Below are 16721 nucleotides of genomic sequence, written 5' to 3'. Positions count from 1 at the left end.
ACACTGACGTCCGGCGTGCACGGCACGATAAACATGAAGAACTCGTTAAATCCGTGACGGCGGACGGAACAGAAATCAGAGGAGAGGAATCCCCGCGGAAGGCCCTGGATCATTCGATTCCACCGCTTCGCACAATGCCCGCGAAGCGGTCACCAACACGGTGAGCGCGGGCGCGGCGCGGTGCGATACGGATGGACGCCGCTGGTCAGAGGCGGTTCGGCGCGGCAGACGGCGGGGAATCGCGGTACTCAGCCCGAACGCCGACAGAGCGCGCTGGAGACGCGTACGAGATCGACATGACGGCGGCGGGTCAGCTCCCGAAGATCCTTCATCAGCACGTCACCACCTCGTCGCGTATTCGACAGCCCTATGGATCACGAGCGTACCGGCGGGCCCCCGTACCGGTCGATTCGGTATCCACGACGTGGTGATAGGGTTTCCCTTTCAGCATGGCCGAAAGGCGATATCGCCGTGCGAATAGAGCAGCTCGAATACATAGCGGCCGTCACGCGGCTCGGCTCCCTGCGCCGCGCGGCCGAGGCCCTGCATGTCTCCCAGCCAGCCCTGAGCGAGACCGTCCGCAATCTGGAGCGGGAGCTGGGCGTGGACATCCTGGACCGCCGTCGGTCCGGCGCCAAGATCAGCGCGGCGGGCCGCGAACTCCTGCCTCACATCATCGGTGTGCTCGACGCGGTCGACACACTGCGCCGAGCGGCCGACGACCAGCACCACACCAGCCGCATGATCCGGCTGGGCACGGTCAACGCGGCCACCGTGCCGCTGCTCGTCCCGACCATCCGCGAGTTCCGGGCGGCCCACCCGGAGACTCAGGTCGAGGTGATCGGAGCCCAGCAGGCCGACATCCAGCGCGAGTTGCTGGAGGGCGGCCTCGATCTGGGCCTGATCAACTACCTCCAGGGCGACGACAAACCGACCGGCTTCCACACCACCGAGCTGCTGCGGGGCCGCCCGGTGGTCTGTGTACGCTCCGACAGCCCTCTCGCGGCCCGGCGCACGGTGTCGGTCGCCGACCTCCTCGCCCAGCCGCTCATCGTGATGCGCTCCGGCTATGTGATGCACCGCTATGTGCACCGGCTCCTCGAAGGCCGGAGCCCGACCTTCTCGTACTCCACGGACGGCGCGGAGATGGGCAAACTGATGGTCGCCGAGGGCCTCGGCGCCACCGTCCTGCCGGACTTCAGCGTCCGCGGCGACCCTCTGGAACGCTCGGGACTGATCACCTACCGTCCTCTCGAAGCCGACAGCACCGCCGTCCTCTTGGTGATCCAGCGCCCGCTCTCCACCTCGGTCCCCACGGCGGCGGGCGCGCTCCACGCGATGTTCGTGAACAGCGCGGAGACCTACGCCCGCGACGCCGCCGCCCGGGATGCGCTCGGGGAGGCTTGACGAGGCTCAGCGGTCGCGTGGCGCACGAGCGCCGACCGGACAACGGCGGTCCGTGGCTGCCGGGCGCCACCGCGAATCGCGTCGTGGCCGTTACCGCGCCATATGGGGTACGGCGCCGACTCCCGGCAGCAGCAGTCGCGCCGCCGAGGTGCCGAGCCCGTGCGGAACGGGAGGCAGCCAGCGGGCGGCCTGGCTGTCCAGGAGCAGGTCGGACTCCTTGTAGCGATGGCAGCCCTGGTGCCAGTTCAGAATGCCGGAGAGCCAGTTCTCCAGCTCCTTCACATAGCCCTCCAGCACCCGGCGCGCCTCTTCGCCCAGGTCGAAGTCGTCGTACAGCACGGGCAGTTCATTCGCGACGACATGCTGGAACTGGCGCATGCGCGAATTCATCAGATCGTCGATGATCGCGAGTCCGGTCGGGTAGTCGCAGTTGAAGAAGTTCTGCACGACGAGCACACCGTTGTGGATCTCGCCCTCGAACTCGATCTCCTTCTGGTACGAGAAGACGTCGTTCAGCAGACAGGCGTAGTCCTGTGCCGCGTTCTCCAGGGACTTCATCGGGCCGCTGTGGTAGATCTCCGGCGGCACCTCGCGGCCGTGACTCAGCCGGGACAGACTCATGGTCATGTCCGAGCCGAAGGTCTGCCGGCGCATCTCGATGTAGTCGACGGGATCGGGAACGCGGTTCTGCGCCTGGTTGGCCAGCTCCCACAGCCAGCTCGCCGTCATGTCCTCGACGGCCTTGCGGAAGGTGCGGCGGGCGGGCGGCTCCATCGGGCCGGCCGTACGGACCCACAGATCGGCCAGGCCGCGTTCCAGCGCGTTGACCGGCACCGGCGTCTCGGAGATCTCGACCGGCATGAACAGCGAGAGCCGTTCGTTGCACGCCTTCGCGCCGGCCAGATCGCGGGCGTTGCCGTAGACGACCGGGAAATAGTCGTCGCCGTACGTCCCCCATGTCAGCCAGTCCGATGTCAGATCGAGCGCCTCCGGAGTGGCGTCCGGATGGATACCGGCGGAGCAGAGCGGGAGGTCGATGCGCCTGAGCCGGTCCTCGTCCCAGACGTCGGAGTGCGGCACACCCGGCTGCGCCTGGAGGATGCCCATGCGGTGGGCCCACTCGACGACATGCTCCCGCGAGGACTCCAGATGCGGACTCAGCTCCAGCTCGAACGGCATCCTGAACTCCGGCAGCAGTGAGGGCCCGACCCGCTGGAACGGGACATGGCCATGGCGCCGGGCCCGCGCGGGAGCGCCGGCGCCGATCGTCCTCGCGATGTCGGCGGCGGCCGTGCCGAGGCCGACGGGCGTCATGGAGAAGGACGCGGCCTCGGAATCACCACCACCGCCGTTCATATAGCGGCTGGAGCGCATGTGCCATTCATGGCCGCCGGACTGCCAGTCCTGGAGCCCCTTCACATAGGCGAGGGTGTCGGCGCAGGACCGCGGATCCAGGCCCTTCTCGGCGAAGAGCGGGCCCAGTTCGGTCAGAGCGGTGTTCTCGAACTGCTGGATGCGCGAGGTCAGCAGGTCGTTCACGGCGTCCGCCGCCTCCTGCGTGGAGCAGCCGAGGAAGTTCTCCAGGACGAGCACACCATTGCTCAGCTCGCCCTCCTCCTCGATCTCCCGCTGGTACGAGAACAGGTCGTTGCGCAGATGGACACCGTCGGAGAAGGCGTCCTTGAGGACCCGCAGCGGACGGGAACCGGCGATCGCCTCGGGGATCTCGGCGCCGGCGGCGTATTCGACGAGACCGGCCGACCATGGCGCGCCGCCGACCTTGCGGCGCATTTCGATGTACTCGACCGGGTTGGCGATCCGCTCCGCGTTGATGTTCGCGAGCTCCCAGTCGGACTCGTTGAGCAGATTCTCGGTGCTCTCCGCGAACCGCTCCCGCCAGGCCATGGACATGCTCGGGACCGTGCGCGCCCAGAGATCGGCGAGGCCCGCCTCGACCGGATTGGTGGGCTCCGGGAAACCCGCCGAGAGGTCCATCGGCATAAAGGCGGCCAGCCGGTCGAGATAGGCCTTGCCGCCCTCCCGGTCCTGAGGCCGCTTGAAGACCTCCAGGAAGTGGTCGTCGAAGAAGAAGACCCACACATACCAGTCGGTGACCAGTGACAGCGCCGGACCGTCACAGTCCGGATGGGTGTACGAGCAGAGCAGGGCGTAGTCGTGGGAATCGAGGTCGTGCTCCTCCCAGACCCCGGATCCCTCCAGCATTCCCATGTCCCTGGCCCACTTCTTGGAGTGCTCCCTGGCCTCCTCCAGGTGCGGATTGAGCCGGGCCGGATAGGCCATGTAGAAATCCGGCAGTTCAAAGGGCTGTGTCACTGGCGCGCGGCCTTTCCCGAAGGTCCCGGAAGATTTCTCCTGCGCCGGAATGCGCGGATCAGGAATGCCGACATCACGTACTGCCCCCCTGCCGTGTCACCCGGTCGGCTCAGCTCTACCCCTCGCCCCGGGCCGCCATCCACGCCACTTAACAGTCATATGAGCTTACGAATAGCGCGTGGTCTGCGTGCGATACGGCGAGGCCCGGGTGAACATCGTGGAATGAGCATCACCATCCGGCTCGCACAACAGCCCGAGGCCGACGAACTGCTCGGCCGCAGCCCGCTGGCCGCGCTGCTCGGCATGCTGCTGGACCAGCGAATTCCCATGGAGTGGGCGTTCTCGGGGCCGTACACCATCGCCGTACGCATGGGCGGTGACGATCTCGACGCACGGGAGATCGCCGCCTACGATCCCGAGGCATTCGTGGCACTGCTTTCGGCCAAGCCCGCCGTGCACCGTTATCCGGGCTCGATGGCCAAGCGGGTGCAACAGCTCTGCCAGTACCTGGTCGAGCACTACGACGGCGATCCCGGCGCGGTGTGGCGTGATGTCGCCACGGGCGCGGAGGTGCTGCGGCGGCTGAACGCGCTGCCGGGCTTCGGAAAACAGAAGTCGCAGATCTTCCTGGCGCTGCTGGGCAAGCAGTTCGGCGTACGGCCCACGGGCTGGCGCACGGCCGCCGGCGCGTACGGCGACGCGGGCTCGTACCGCTCGGCGGCGGACATCACCGGGCCCGAGTCACTGGCCCGGGTCCGGGCGTTCAAGCAGGAGACGAAACGCGCGGCGAAATCCGCGAAGGCGAACAACGCGGCACGCAAGGACTGAGCACGCCGTGGCGGAACGCGCCACGGCCTCTGGCGAAGCTGTTCACAGGCGGCACTCCGATCGCTAAGGGCCGGCCCGTAGCTTTCCCTCACATTCGTTCGCACCGGAAGGACCCCTGTGAACGCGACTCCCCGCGGATTCCTGGCTGTCGCGGCCGCCGCCGCTCTCGCCGCGCCCCTCCTGCTGTCCTCCTCACCCGCCTCCGCCCGCCCGCACACTCCGGCCGAGGACGCGGCGAAACTCTCCCGGAAGCTGGTGCGTGAGGCGTCGGCCGAGGACGCGTACCGGCATCTGAAGATGTTCCAGGCCATCGCGGACTCCGCCGACGGCAACAGAGCCGCCGGCTCGCTGGGACACGACGCCTCGGCCGCCTACGTCTACAGCCGGCTCAAGAAGGCCGGATACCAGGTCTCGTACGGGCCGTTCGACTTCACCTATGTCGAGACGCTCGCAGAGAAGCTCTCGGTCACCGCGCCGACGCCGCGCGACGTCGCGATCGTCGCCATGTCGTACACCGCGTCCAGCCCGAAGGGCGGGATCCGGGCCGCACTCGCCGCCGTACCGGTCGACGCGACCACCGGCTGCGAGCCCGCCGACTACGCCTCCGGCGACTTCACCGGCAAGATCGCGCTGATCCAGCGCGGCGGCTGCGACTTCGCGCTGAAGCAGAAGGAGGCGGCGGCCGCGGGCGCGGTCGCCGCGATCGTCTACAACAACACCGAGGGCGCGCTCAACGGCACCCTCGGCGCTCCGGGCGCCGGAGTGATCCCCACCGGCGGAATCACCCAGTCCGAGGGCCAGGCGCTGGCCGCCGAGGCCGCGAAGGGCACGGTGACGGTCGCCATGGAGGTCCGTCAGCTCCAGGAGCGGCGGACGACCCGCAATGTGATCGCCGAGACCAAGGGCGGCGACGCGGACCGCACCGTGATGCTCGGCGCCCACCTCGACTCGGTCACCGACGGCCCCGGCATCAACGACAACGGCTCGGGCTCAGCCGGTCTGCTGGACGTGGCGCTCGACCTCGCCGAGACCCGCGAGAAGCCCACCAACAAGGTGCGTTTCGCCTGGTGGTCGGCGGAGGAACTGGGACTGCTCGGCGCCGAGGCGTATGTCACCGGCCTGACCGCCGTACAGCGCGCGGACATCGCGCTGTACCTCAACTTCGACATGATCGGATCGCCGAACTCCGGACAGTTCGTCTACGACGGCGACAACTCCGACGGCGTGGGCGCGGGGCCGGGCCCCGAGGGCTCGGCGCAGTTGGAGAAGGGGATCAACGACTTCCTCGACAGCCGGAACGTCCCGCACGAGGGCACGGACTTCGACGGCCGCTCGGACTACGGGCCGTTCATCGACGCGGGCATCCCGTCCGGCGGCACCTTCACCGGCGCCGAGGGCATCAAGACCGCGGCCCAGGCCGGGAAGTTCGGCGGCGAGGCCGGTGTCGCGTACGACAAGTGCTACCACTCGGCCTGCGACAACCTCTCCCACATCAATATGAAGGCCCTCGACATCAATGTCGATGTGATCGCCCACGCCGTGGGCACCTACGCCCACGATCTGAGCTCGCTCTCGAAGCCGGCCGGCGCTCCGGCGCGGACCGCGAAGGACCACAGCGGCCGCACGCTCCACGCGCGTGGTCACGAGCCGGCCGCGTAACCGCGGAACACGCCCCGTGGTCCGCCGCGTCCGCGCCACCGCGCGTCCGCGGCGGACCGGGTCCATGACGGTGGCGGACCGCCGGCCAGGCCGTCCGCGTGAACATCCCGCCGCCCACTTTCGAGGGAATCGGCCCAGGCCCCGAGCCGTCGGCCAGGGACGCGCGCCACGCCGGCCGGCGGGCCCGGGACCGGCCGGACCGGCCGGACCGCCCGATGTCGGGTCACCCGTCCGAGCACGGGCCGTACGCACCTCTGGCCAACGGCGGTCCCGGCGAAGATCTCGGCCATGTGACCGGCGGACGGCGTGCTTCCGCTCATACTTCGCTCACCTTTGGTGCCGCATGCCGTCTTTGCACTCCGTCACCATGGCTGCGCCCGGAGCCGCTCGCCCGGTAGGCTTTCCGTGTGATCTTCAAGCGCATCGGTAACGGGCGGCCGTATCCCGACCACGGCCGGGAAAGCACCCGGCAGTGGGCGGATGTCGCGCCGCGCCCGGTCCGCCTCGATCAGCTCGTGACCACCAAGGGTCAACTGGACCTGGAAACGCTGCTCGCCGAGGACTCCACCTTCTACGGCGACCTGTTCGCGCATGTCGTGAAGTGGCAGGGCGATCTCTATCTGGAAGACGGGCTGCACCGCGCCGTGCGCGCCGCGCTCCAGCAACGCCAGGTGCTGCACGCGCGCGTGCTCGAACTCGACCTGGGCTGAGACCGGGCCGTACGGGTGAGAACTAAGCCGTTCGAGCCCTTTCCAAACCCGGACTGCCCAACCCATTGATCATTTAGTAGGAATCGCCAGCGGCTCCTACTACGCTGCGCTCATGAGCATGCTCACTCCCCCCGGGATGGGCGGAAAGTACCGCATCACGGGGGACAAATACCCACGTATGCGCCGCCCTCGTCATCGCCGCAGGATCGTGCTCGCGGCCGTCGCCGCCGTTGTTGCCCTCGGCCTGGCCGGCTGGGGGACTTTGCAGCTCATCGACGTCTTCACCGGCAAAGGCAAAAACACCACGGCCGGCCGGACGCCCGACTGCGATCCCTCCTCGGCGCCCGCCAAGGCGCTGCCCAAACCCGGCCAGATCACGGTCAATGTCTACAACGCGACGCCGCGAGGCGGTCTCGCCCAATCCACCGCCGACGAACTCAAGAAACGTGGCTTCGTCATCGGCAAGGTGGGCAACGCACCCGCCCCCTACGACAAGAAGGTGCCGGGCCCCGGGATACTGCTGGGCGCCACGACAGCCATGGACGGGCCCTTCTCCGTCCTCGGCACCCAGTTGACGGGCGCCACACCGAAGACCGACGCCCGTCAGACGCCGGATGTCGATCTGATCATCGGTATGGCCTTCCAGACGCTGACGGTGCAGAAGGACGCGGACCTGGCCCTGGCCACCCTGGCCCAGCCCGTATCGGATCCCGCCTGCGCGGAGACCGGTGCGCCGGAGACCGGTGCGCCAGTAGCCGGTACGCCGGAGACCGGTGCGCCGGAGAAGCACTGAACCCCGCTGTCGCGCCCCCCGGCGATCGAGCCGGAGGGGCGCCACGCGTTGACGTGAAACCCCGTATGGCGCGGGACGTGAACCCTCCCCAAACCGGCGATCCCGGATGAGACAACGGGAGAAAACGGTCTCTCACCAGGAGCGGGCCGCCGTGAGGAGTTGTTCCCGGACGGCGGTGACCGGCGCGCGGGAGGGTGCGCCTGCCCGCGCCACCAGAAATCCGGTGCACCGGATCCGCTGGTGGACGTACGGATGCTCGTCCACCGACCGGTGATCTTCGCCAACCTGGCGGGACTGCTGCTGGGCTTTGCGATGTTCTCCCAGTTCATCCTGGTCTCGGCCCTCGTCCAGACCCCGCCCGCAGCCGGCTACGGCTTCGGCGCGTCCGTCCTCCGGACCTCGCTGCACTATCTCCTGCCGTCCTCACTGGCCTCGCTAGGTGTACGACATGGCAACGATCCTCATCACCGGAGCCTCCGACGGACTCGGCCGCGCCCTCGCGGAGGACCTGGCCGCCGACGGCAAGCACACCCTGCTGCTGCACGGCCGCGACCAGGGCCGTCTGTCCGAGGTCGCCGCGGCCACCGGCGCGGGGACCAACCGGGCCGACCTGTCCTCGCTCGCCGAGGTCCGGCGGCTCGCCGCCGGCATCGCCGCCGCGCACGACCGCCTCGACGTGCTCGTCAACAACGCCGGAGTCGGCTTCCACGCCACCGGCACCAGCCGGCTGACCTCCTCGGACGGACACGAACTGCGCCTGGCCGTGAACTACCTGGCACCCGTCCTCCTGACCCGGGAACTGCTCCCGCTCCTGCGCCGGGCGAGGCCCTCCCGGGTCGTCAACGTCGCCTCGGTCGGGCAGCAGCCGATCGACTTCGACGACCCGCAACTCACCCGCGCCTACACCGAAGTCGCCGCCTACTGCCGCTCCAAGCTGGCCCTCATCAGCCACGGCCTGGACCTCGCCGAGGAACTGTCCGGCAGCGGCGTCACCGTCAACAGCCTCCACCCCGCGTCCTACATGCCGACGGCCATGTCCCGCGCGTCCGGCATGGACGTCGTCGGCTCCCTGGAGCAGGGAGTGGTGGCCACCCGGCGCCTGGTCGACGCTCCCGAACTGGCCGGCGTCACCGGGCGGTACTACGACGGCGAGAAGGAGGCGCGAGCAGCGGCCGAGGCCTACGACCCGGACTACCGCAAGCGCCTTGCCGCACTCACCGACTCGCTGCTCTGAGTCCCTCCGTGGTGGTGAGAGTCTGACGACCTCTCAGTCGACCGTGCCGTACATCCGGTCACCGGCGTCGCCGAGGCCCGGGACGATGTAGCCGTGGTCGTTGAGCCGCTCGTCGACCGCGGCGGTCACGACGGTCACCGGCGTCCCCGCCAGCTCCCGCTCCATCACCTCGACGCCCTCGGGCGCCGCGAGCAGCACGACCGCCGTCACATCGTCGGCACCGCGCTTGATCAGTTCCTGGATCGCCGCGACCAGCGTGCCGCCGGTCGCCAGCATCGGGTCCAGGACGTACACCTGCCGGCCCGAGAGGTCCTCGGGCATGCGGGTCGCGTACGTCGACGCCTGCAGCGTCTCCTCGTCGCGGATCATCCCGAGGAAGCCCACCTCGGCGGTGGGCAGCAGCCGCACCATTCCGTCCAGCATCCCGAGCCCGGCCCGCAGGATGGGGACCACGAGCGGGCGCGGATAGGAGAGCTTCACCCCCGTTGTCGCCGTCACAGGGGTCTCGATGTCGACCTGTTCCGTCCGCACATCGCGAGTGGCCTCGTACGCGAGCAGGGTGACCAGCTCGTCGGCGAGGCGCCGGAAGGTCGGGGAGTCGGTGCGCCGATCGCGCAGCGTGGTGAGTTTGTGCGCCACCAGCGGGTGGTCGACGACGTGAATCCGCATGGCGACCACAGTAACCGGGGGCCAAGGCCGCACGCGCTGCCATCAACCGGTCCGCATCAACTCCCGGTCCCGAGGGAAGGTGAGAGAGATCTCCCCGGTGAATCCGTGGAGCCAGGGACCCGGCCTTGGAGCGGTGAGGCGTCGATGGCGGACCAGGACCAGGATCAGCGAGGCCCGGCGTCCGCGGACCCCGGCAGGGACGACGCGGCCGAGGAGAGCGAGGCGGACCGCCGTCGGCGCCGCGCGCAGTTCCTGCGGGAGCTGAACGAGGCCAAGGCGCTGCGCGAGCGGGTGAAGCCCCGGCAGGCCCGCGCCGCCCGGATGCGCCAGCAGATGCGGATGCGTACCTTCCGCTGGTAGCCGCGCAGGCCCGTCCGGTGGGACCGTTCAGGTGGAAGCTTTGTGCGGGCCACGTGCGGACTGTGTGCGGGCCGTACGACCGGGCTCAGGCGGGTCTCCCGCCTCTGCCACGGCGAATGAGAGGCATCCGGCGCGTGGGGCCGAACAGGCGCCTAATAAAATGGCCCCACGACGCAACGGTGGAAGACCTCTCGTGAAGCGCTCGTTTCTGCCACGATTCCGAGTAGGCGGGGCAGAGCAGCGCACCGCCTGATCGTCACACCTCTGACCAGTGGGAGAGTCACGGTGTACTTCGCCGCACTGCTCGCGCGCACCGAAGACGGGTGGGAAGCGAGCGATACAGAGCTCGACGATGTGGAGACCCTGTCGGACCTGACCGATCTGGCCCGTGAGGCCTCGGTCGACGACGACACGGTGCTCGTGTTCATCGAGCAGGAGGATGCCTGGTTCGGCATTCTCCGCGTGGAGGGCGAGGAAGACCCTCGTATCTACGTCTCCGACGCGGCCGCGGCCGCACGCTCCTCGTACGGGGAGATCCTCATTGATGAACTGCTCGGCAGGGACGATGACGACCCGGCCGACGACTTGGACACGCTGGACCTCGACGGTACGGAGGACGGCGAACCGGACGAGAACGACGAGGAGGACGAGGACAGCCCTGTGATCGACGGGGAGACCGTGCCGGCGGGTGCCGTCGGCGACCGTGAGATTCTCGCCGACCTCGGCTTGTCCGAGGCGGATCTGCTGGCGCTCGACACCGACGCGATGGCCGAGATCGCGGAAGCCCTGGGCGCCGCCGAGGTACTGGAGACCGTCCGCTGAGGGCTGTCCCGTGTGACAGGGCCCAGGACGCGTCGCGAGTCCGGCACGATCCGAAAGAAAGGCACTGGTGATTCGGCACGACTCCGTGAGCGATCCGGTACGCGCTCCATGGCCTGGGCCCATGCGGCTCGCCCTGGACGAGGCGGCACTGGCGGCCCGGTCCGGCGATGTGCCGGTCGGCGCCGTCATGCTGTCTCCGGACGGCACGGTGCTCGCGACGGGCCACAACGAGCGCGAGGCGACCGGTGACCCGACGGCCCATGCGGAGATCCTGGCGATCCGCAGGGCGGCCGGGAAGCTCGGCGCCTGGCGGCTGACGGGCTGCACGCTGGTGGTGACCCTGGAACCGTGCACGATGTGCGCGGGCGCGATCGTGCAGTCCCGGGTCGACCGGGTGGTGTTCGGCGCGCTCGACGAGAAGGCCGGCGCGGCCGGCTCGCTCTGGGACGTCGTACGCGACCGGCGGCTCAACCACCGGCCCGAGGTGATCCACGGCGTGCTCGCGGATGAGTGCTCCGCGCTTCTGACGGCCTTCTTCCGGGACCGCTGACCGGTCTCCGGTCCGTCCCGACCGACTCCTGACCCAACTCCCGAACCGACTTCCGCCCTCCTCCGATCCCCGTCCGCCCTCGACCGAACCGCTTCCGCCGCCCTTCGCTCGCCGTACCGGAGTATCGATTTCAGAGCACGGCCCACCGTGGGCTAAGCTCTCTCCCGGTAGCGTGTCCGAGCGGCCGAAGGAGCTCGCCTCGAAAGCGAGTGTGGGGAAACTCACCGAGGGTTCAAATCCCTCCGCTACCGCTCTCACACCCTCCTGACTTGCGGAAACGCGATCAGGAGGGTGTTTTGCGTGCGGCACGTACTGCACGGCCGTGCGGCACGGGAGCCGACAGGAGCACAACTGGCCCGCGCGCCGGGCGCGTTGGGCCTTCCCACGGAGGGATCTGCCACCTGCAGTCCCTCCGAGATCCCCCACAGCCCGGCCATGTCGCCGACGATCCAGTCCACCATCCCGACGAGCCCGCTCAGACGCAGCCACACCTCCCGCGAGGGAACCCGGCACGGCAAGACCTCAGCCAGGTCACCAAAGCCCAACTCCCGTCAGTTCAGTAAGGTGATGGGACGGCCTCAATGCCAGCTCTGACAACGCGCGAGGGATCGACCACATTGTTCTTTCCGGTCGCGTATCGACAGAGCCTCGATCAACGTCTCGGGCCGCTGCCACTGAATAAAATCAGGGCTCCCCGCAGATAAAAGCCCAGGTCAGCCCAGGTCAACAAGTGTCGGCCCCGCGCCTGCGGGGGTGTTCCGGTGTGGCACAGGGCGGTGAGGGCGGGCGTGTCGTCGGCCCCGCGCCTGCGGGGGTGCTCCTTTGACTGATGCCCCGGAAGAATTCTTTCGTTGTCGACCCCGCGCCTGCGGGGGCGTTCCTTCGCCGTCGACCCGTCTGCTTTCCCGTACACAGTCGACCCCGCGCCTGCGGGGTGTTCCCCCGATGGGCCGTGAACAGGCTGCCGGACGGCCTGCACCCCGGCTGGACAGAAGTCCTACTTCTAGTGGGATAACGCTTGGTATGCCTATCGAGTACGCGCCTCTGGACGAGACCACCGTGAAGAAGTCCGTCACTATCCCCAGATCACTCGCCCGCGAGGTAGAAGCCCGCACCGGCGCCCGGGGTTTCTCACGCTTCGTCTCCGACGCCGTCGAACACGCACTCGACCTGACCAAAACCAGGGAGATCGTCGAGGCGTACGAGGACGAGCACGGCTCCTTCTCTCCCGAGGAGATCGAGGAGGCCCGCCGGACATGGCACGGCGAGTAGCCCCGGCGTTCCCCCGCGCACTCCTCGTCCTCGACGCACAGCCGCTGTCCGTGCTGGCCGACCAGGACCGCAGAATGGCCGGTGGAATCAGCAGGACGAAACAGGATGGTATGCCCCACTCTCGCGAGAAACCGCAGGTGAAACGGGTCACGCAAGCGGGTTCACATCCCTCCGCCACCGCTCTTGGAAGGACCCCGGCGCAGTGCGCCGGGGTCCTTCAGGCTTTACATACGAACAGCCTCCGAACACCGGCGTTCATACGGTTAGACTCTCGCGACCGCACTGGGGAGACGGCAGGGGAGGCAGCGGGACGATGGCACAAACGAGGAAGATCGTGGTCTACGCGGTCGCGGTCTTCGTCCTGTACACGATCATCACGTCCCCGGCCCGGGCCGCCGACCTCGTCCAGGTAGGGTTCGAGGGCATTTCGAGCGCCGCCCAGGGCGTCGGTGAGTTCATGTCGGAACTCATCCAGTAGCCCCGGGGCCATATCCAGCAGCCAGGACGTCTCCAAGGAGTGCCGTGATCCGCCACCTGGTCCTCTTCAAGCTCAATGAGGGCGTCTCGCGCGACGAGCCTCGGGTGACCGCCGGTGCGCGGGCCTTCCGGGAACTCGGCGGGCAGATCCCGGAACTGGAGTTCTGGGAGTGCGCCTGGAACATCAGCGACCGTCCCATCGCCTACGACTTCGCCATCAACGCCGCGGTCGCCGACCGCGACGCGCTCCAGCGGTACTTGGACCATCCGGCCCATCAGGCGGGCGTCGGGCAGTGGCGGGAGTTCGCCACCTGGGTGATCGCCGACTACGAGTTCTGAGCCTTCCGCTCCCCCTGCCCCACACCGTTCTAGTGTGGGGCTTTTGGGTTTATTGCCCCAACTTGCCGTCAACACGGGCTTTTCTGGTGCTTGCACACAGTGGACATGTCTTGTGATGCTATGACCGCTTTTGACGGATGAGTTGACCGTAGTCGACCGCAAAGGGGTGGCGTGACCGTGCCGGCCAGTACTACGCCTCAGGTGCCGCCCCAGATCGAGACCGAACCACGCTCCACGGCACAGAGCCGCGGCGCCGACACCAGAGCCCTGACGCAGGTGCTCTTCGCTCAGCTCAAGGAACTGGAACCCGGAAGCCGGGAACACACCCGGGTGCGTGGGGCGCTCATCGAGGCCAATCTGCCGCTGGTGCGCTATGCCGCCGCCCGGTTCCGCAGCCGCAACGAGCCGATGGAGGACGTGGTCCAGGTCGGCACGATCGGACTGATCAACGCCATCGACCGGTTCGATCCGGACCGCGGCGTCCAGTTCCCCACGTTCGCGATGCCGACCGTCGTCGGTGAGATCAAACGGTACTTCCGCGACAACGTACGGACGGTCCATGTGCCGCGCCGGCTCCATGAGCTGTGGGTGCAGGTGACCGGCGCGACGGAGGACCTGACGACGGCCCACGGCCGGTCCCCGACCACCGCCGAGATCGCCGAGCGGCTGAAGATCTCCGAAGAGGAAGTACTGGCCTGTATCGAGGCGGGCCGTTCGTACCACGCGACCTCGCTGGAGGCCGCCCAGGAGGGTGACGGGCTGCCGGGCCTGCTGGACCGGCTCGGTTACGAGGACCCGGCGCTGGCCGGCGTCGAACACCGCGATCTGGTCCGCCATCTACTCGTACAACTGCCCGAAAGAGAACAGCGGATTCTGATGCTGCGCTATTACAACAATCTGACGCAGTCACAGATCAGCCAGGAATTGGGCGTTTCCCAGATGCATGTGTCAAGGCTTCTGGCCAGAAGTTTCGCGCGACTGCGATCCGCAAATCGGATCGAGGCGTAACCCTCAGGGGTACAACCCACTTCGGTTCCCCTCGCCGGCCGAAAGGCCCCCACACCCCCTCTTTCCTGGGCGGATTCGGCTCCAACTTGTCGACATGTCACTACAGCGTGTTGCCGACATGTGACATTCTGCTGGAACCGCGTTTGCCGCAGCCCCTCCTCCGGTATTCAGGTGGAGGCTGCGTTCCTCCGACGGGAGCGGCCGACGCGACCGTCCGCGACCTCAAGGGGGTGGCATGTCCGCAGAACAGGGCAGCTCGAAGGTGCTCACGCTCACGAAGAGCGCTCCCGCGCCCGATGCTCTCGACCACGTGGCTCAGCCGCGCGTGTCCCAGCCGGAAGCCATCGACACCCGTACGCTGTCCCGCTCCCTGTTCCTGCGGCTCGCCGCGCTGGACACCGGAGAAGCGGACAGCCCGGAGCGCACCTATGTACGTGACACGCTCATCGAGCTGAATCTGCCGCTGGTGCGCTACGCGGCGGCCCGGTTCCGCAGCCGCAACGAGCCGATGGAGGACATCGTCCAGGTCGGCACGATCGGCCTGATCAAGGCGATCGACCGGTTCGACTGCGAACGCGGCGTGGAATTCCCGACGTTCGCGATGCCGACGGTCGTCGGTGAGATCAAGCGCTTCTTCCGGGACACCTCGTGGTCGGTGCGCGTGCCGCGCCGGCTCCAGGAGCTGCGTCTCGCGCTGACCAAGGCCAGCGACGAGCTGGCACAGAAGCTCGACCGCTCGCCGACCGTTCCCGAACTCGCCGCCGTACTGGGCGTGTCGGAGGAGGACGTGGTCGACGGCCTCGCGGTCGGCAACGCGTACACCGCCTCCTCGCTCGACTCGCCCTCGCCCGAGGACGACGGCGGCGAGGGCTCGCTCGCGGACCGGCTGGGTTACGAGGACACGGCTCTGGAGGGCGTCGAGTACCGCGAGTCGCTCAAGCCGCTGCTCGCCAAACTCCCGCCCCGTGAGCGGCAGATCATCATGCTCCGCTTCTTCGCGAACATGACCCAGTCGCAGATCGGTGAAGAGGTCGGCATCTCGCAGATGCATGTCTCGCGGCTGCTGACCCGTACGCTCGCGCAGCTACGGGAAGGGCTGATCTCGGACTGAAACAGCGGACCCCGCCCGTAATCCGTACTCCAGGGCGGGGTTCCACGTCCCCGAATCGACAAAGCGTCAGCCGTGTGCCGGCTCGGCCTCGGGGATCAGCGGACAGTGGATCAGCGGACAGTGGATCAGCCGAAGGCCAGCCAGGCCACCACGGCCAGGATCACCACGACCGCGACGACGCCGACGATCAGTCCGGCCTTCGGTCCGCTCTGCTGGGGCGCCTGTCGGCGCTCGGGCTCGCCGTCGTCGACAAACGCACGGAACATCTGGGTGCTGCCCGCGGGGTCGGGATTGCCCTCGGGGCCCTGCGGGGCATGGGGGTTGTGTGCCATGGGGCAGGACCCTAGCGAACTCACGGGTCACGCCCAACCCCGGGCCCACTACGAGCCGCACAAAATCCGTGCGCGGCCCGTCGCCGGCCGTCGGCATCCGGCCCGCGCGTCCCGCTGATCCCGGCCCGGCGGCCCCGGGCTCCCGGTCCGGCGTACCAGCGAGACAGGCACCGCGCGCTCCCCGTAAAGCCACCTCGCCAGGCATTGACCCGGGCCATGCGAAGCCTTTTGGGTTCCTTTACTCCAGTCAGCCCGATTTCGTTTGCCTGCAGCAACCAACGGCTTCTATGGTTGCCTCAAGCAACAAGGTGCCGGGAGGACCCATGGCCGCACAGAGTCAGTACGCGGAACTGGCCCGGCAGCTCAGCGCGATCGGCGCGGTCAAACGAGGTCTGGCGCGGATCCTGCCGGCGGAATGTCCGGCCGGCTCCGCCGCGGTGCTCGCTCTGCTGGAGCAGCACGGCGAGATGCGGATGAGCCGCCTCGCGGAGCTGCTCGCCGTCGACATGTCAGTGACAAGCAGACATGTCGCCCATGCCGCGGAGCGGGGCTGGATCGAGCGATCCCCCGACCCCGCCGACAAGCGTTCGCGCATCCTGCGGCTCACACCGGCGGGCCAGACCCTGCTGGACGAGCTCGCCCGGCGGACCACCGAGATGTTCGCGCGCACGCTCAGCGACTGGACCGACGACGAGGTCGGACAGCTCAACACCATGCTGGACCGGCTGCGCAGCAGCTTCGGAGACTGCCGGGACTGGCGCTACGAAGACTCGTACACCCGTACACCCATGCGGCAAGAGACGTAAGACAAGGAAT

20 protein-coding genes and 1 tRNA gene are annotated in these 16721 nt (G+C 68.3%); 16 read left to right on the top strand and 5 right to left on the bottom strand.

Features of this window, described 5'->3' with window-relative positions; genetic code table 11:
- Positions 1-248: 248 nt before the first annotated feature.
- Complete coding sequence (locus tag PV679_RS36245) at positions 249-332, bottom strand: putative leader peptide (RefSeq protein ID WP_360172550.1); 84 nt, start codon at positions 330-332, stop codon at positions 249-251.
- Positions 333-471: 139 nt separating this feature from the next.
- Here PV679_RS36245 and PV679_RS26435 point away from each other — a divergent pair, with 139 nt between their 5' ends.
- Positions 472-1407: a LysR family transcriptional regulator gene (locus PV679_RS26435; RefSeq protein WP_319682900.1), complete on the top strand. Its 936-nt coding sequence runs from the start codon at positions 472-474 to the stop codon at positions 1405-1407.
- Positions 1408-1497: 90 nt separating this feature from the next.
- On the opposite strand, the gene PV679_RS26430 is transcribed toward PV679_RS26435, so the two are convergent.
- Positions 1498-3741, bottom strand: a complete 2244-nt coding sequence (locus tag PV679_RS26430; RefSeq protein ID WP_319682899.1) for a family 2 encapsulin nanocompartment cargo protein terpene cyclase — start codon at positions 3739-3741, stop codon at positions 1498-1500.
- Between the two features lie 222 nt (positions 3742-3963).
- On the opposite strand from PV679_RS26430, the gene PV679_RS26425 reads away from it, so the two are divergent.
- The 4 genes from PV679_RS26425 (at position 3964) to PV679_RS26410 (ending at position 7731) form a co-directional block, all read left to right on the top strand.
- The gene (locus PV679_RS26425; RefSeq protein WP_319682898.1) at positions 3964-4569 is read left to right on the top strand and encodes an HhH-GPD-type base excision DNA repair protein; all 606 of its coding nucleotides are present in this window, start codon (positions 3964-3966) and stop codon (positions 4567-4569) included.
- A 117-nt stretch (positions 4570-4686) separates the two neighbouring features.
- Positions 4687-6228: a M28 family metallopeptidase gene (locus PV679_RS26420; RefSeq protein ID WP_319682897.1), complete on the top strand. Its 1542-nt coding sequence runs from the start codon at positions 4687-4689 to the stop codon at positions 6226-6228.
- Between the two features lie 407 nt (positions 6229-6635).
- Positions 6636-6938 (top strand): type II toxin-antitoxin system VapB family antitoxin, encoded by a 303-nt coding sequence (locus PV679_RS26415; protein WP_023540426.1) that lies wholly within the window; start codon positions 6636-6638, stop codon positions 6936-6938.
- 112 nt (positions 6939-7050) lie between these two features.
- Positions 7051-7731, top strand: coding sequence for a LytR C-terminal domain-containing protein (locus tag PV679_RS26410; RefSeq protein ID WP_319682896.1), 681 nt, complete (start codon positions 7051-7053; stop codon positions 7729-7731).
- Positions 7732-7863: 132 nt separating this feature from the next.
- Here the strand turns inward: PV679_RS26410 and PV679_RS26405 are convergent, their stop codons facing one another.
- Positions 7864-7995 carry a hypothetical protein gene (locus tag PV679_RS26405; protein WP_319682895.1) on the bottom strand — a complete coding sequence of 44 codons (132 nt, stop codon included), beginning with the start codon at positions 7993-7995 and terminating at the stop codon, positions 7864-7866.
- 184 nt (positions 7996-8179) lie between these two features.
- Between PV679_RS26405 and PV679_RS26400 the strand changes: the two genes are divergently transcribed.
- On the top strand, positions 8180-8965 hold the full coding sequence (locus tag PV679_RS26400) for an SDR family NAD(P)-dependent oxidoreductase (protein WP_319682894.1): 786 nt from the start codon (positions 8180-8182) through the stop codon (positions 8963-8965).
- A 33-nt stretch (positions 8966-8998) separates the two neighbouring features.
- Here the strand turns inward: PV679_RS26400 and upp are convergent, their stop codons facing one another.
- Positions 8999-9634 carry a uracil phosphoribosyltransferase gene (gene upp / locus PV679_RS26395; protein ID WP_319682893.1) on the bottom strand — a complete coding sequence of 212 codons (636 nt, stop codon included), beginning with the start codon at positions 9632-9634 and terminating at the stop codon, positions 8999-9001.
- A gap of 144 nt (positions 9635-9778) precedes the next feature.
- On the opposite strand from upp, the gene PV679_RS26390 reads away from it, so the two are divergent.
- The 9 genes from PV679_RS26390 to PV679_RS26350 all read left to right on the top strand — a co-directional run bounded on the left by PV679_RS26390 (position 9779) and on the right by PV679_RS26350 (position 15573).
- Positions 9779-9994 (top strand): hypothetical protein, encoded by a 216-nt coding sequence (locus PV679_RS26390; protein WP_319682892.1) that lies wholly within the window; start codon positions 9779-9781, stop codon positions 9992-9994.
- Between the two features lie 285 nt (positions 9995-10279).
- Positions 10280-10816: a hypothetical protein gene (locus PV679_RS26385; protein ID WP_319682891.1), complete on the top strand. Its 537-nt coding sequence runs from the start codon at positions 10280-10282 to the stop codon at positions 10814-10816.
- 121 nt (positions 10817-10937) lie between these two features.
- Positions 10938-11366: a tRNA adenosine(34) deaminase TadA gene (gene tadA / locus PV679_RS26380; RefSeq protein WP_319682890.1), complete on the top strand. Its 429-nt coding sequence runs from the start codon at positions 10938-10940 to the stop codon at positions 11364-11366.
- A 166-nt stretch (positions 11367-11532) separates the two neighbouring features.
- Positions 11533-11617, top strand: a tRNA-Ser gene (locus PV679_RS26375).
- 772 nt (positions 11618-12389) lie between these two features.
- Positions 12390-12638, top strand: coding sequence for a hypothetical protein (locus PV679_RS26370; protein WP_319682889.1), 249 nt, complete (start codon positions 12390-12392; stop codon positions 12636-12638).
- Between the two features lie 313 nt (positions 12639-12951).
- On the top strand, positions 12952-13116 hold the full coding sequence (locus PV679_RS26365) for a hypothetical protein (RefSeq protein ID WP_319682888.1): 165 nt from the start codon (positions 12952-12954) through the stop codon (positions 13114-13116).
- Between the two features lie 44 nt (positions 13117-13160).
- Positions 13161-13454, top strand: coding sequence for a Dabb family protein (locus PV679_RS26360; protein ID WP_319682887.1), 294 nt, complete (start codon positions 13161-13163; stop codon positions 13452-13454).
- 177 nt (positions 13455-13631) lie between these two features.
- Positions 13632-14462, top strand: a complete 831-nt coding sequence (locus PV679_RS26355) for an RNA polymerase sigma factor SigF (RefSeq protein WP_319682886.1) — start codon at positions 13632-13634, stop codon at positions 14460-14462.
- A 235-nt stretch (positions 14463-14697) separates the two neighbouring features.
- Complete coding sequence (locus PV679_RS26350) at positions 14698-15573, top strand: RNA polymerase sigma factor SigF (protein WP_319682885.1); 876 nt, start codon at positions 14698-14700, stop codon at positions 15571-15573.
- Between the two features lie 125 nt (positions 15574-15698).
- On the opposite strand, the gene PV679_RS26345 is transcribed toward PV679_RS26350, so the two are convergent.
- The gene (locus PV679_RS26345; protein WP_319682884.1) at positions 15699-15905 is read right to left on the bottom strand and encodes a hypothetical protein; all 207 of its coding nucleotides are present in this window, start codon (positions 15903-15905) and stop codon (positions 15699-15701) included.
- A 323-nt stretch (positions 15906-16228) separates the two neighbouring features.
- Here PV679_RS26345 and PV679_RS26340 point away from each other — a divergent pair, with 323 nt between their 5' ends.
- Positions 16229-16711, top strand: a complete 483-nt coding sequence (locus PV679_RS26340) for a MarR family winged helix-turn-helix transcriptional regulator (protein WP_319682883.1) — start codon at positions 16229-16231, stop codon at positions 16709-16711.
- Positions 16712-16721 lie beyond the last annotated feature (10 nt).

The organism is Streptomyces sp. AK02-01A (assembly GCF_033795305.1).
Classification (GTDB): Bacteria; Actinomycetota; Actinomycetes; order Streptomycetales; family Streptomycetaceae; genus Streptomyces.
Note: the sequence above shows the minus strand (reverse complement) of the source record. Positions and strands in the feature narration are given on the sequence as shown.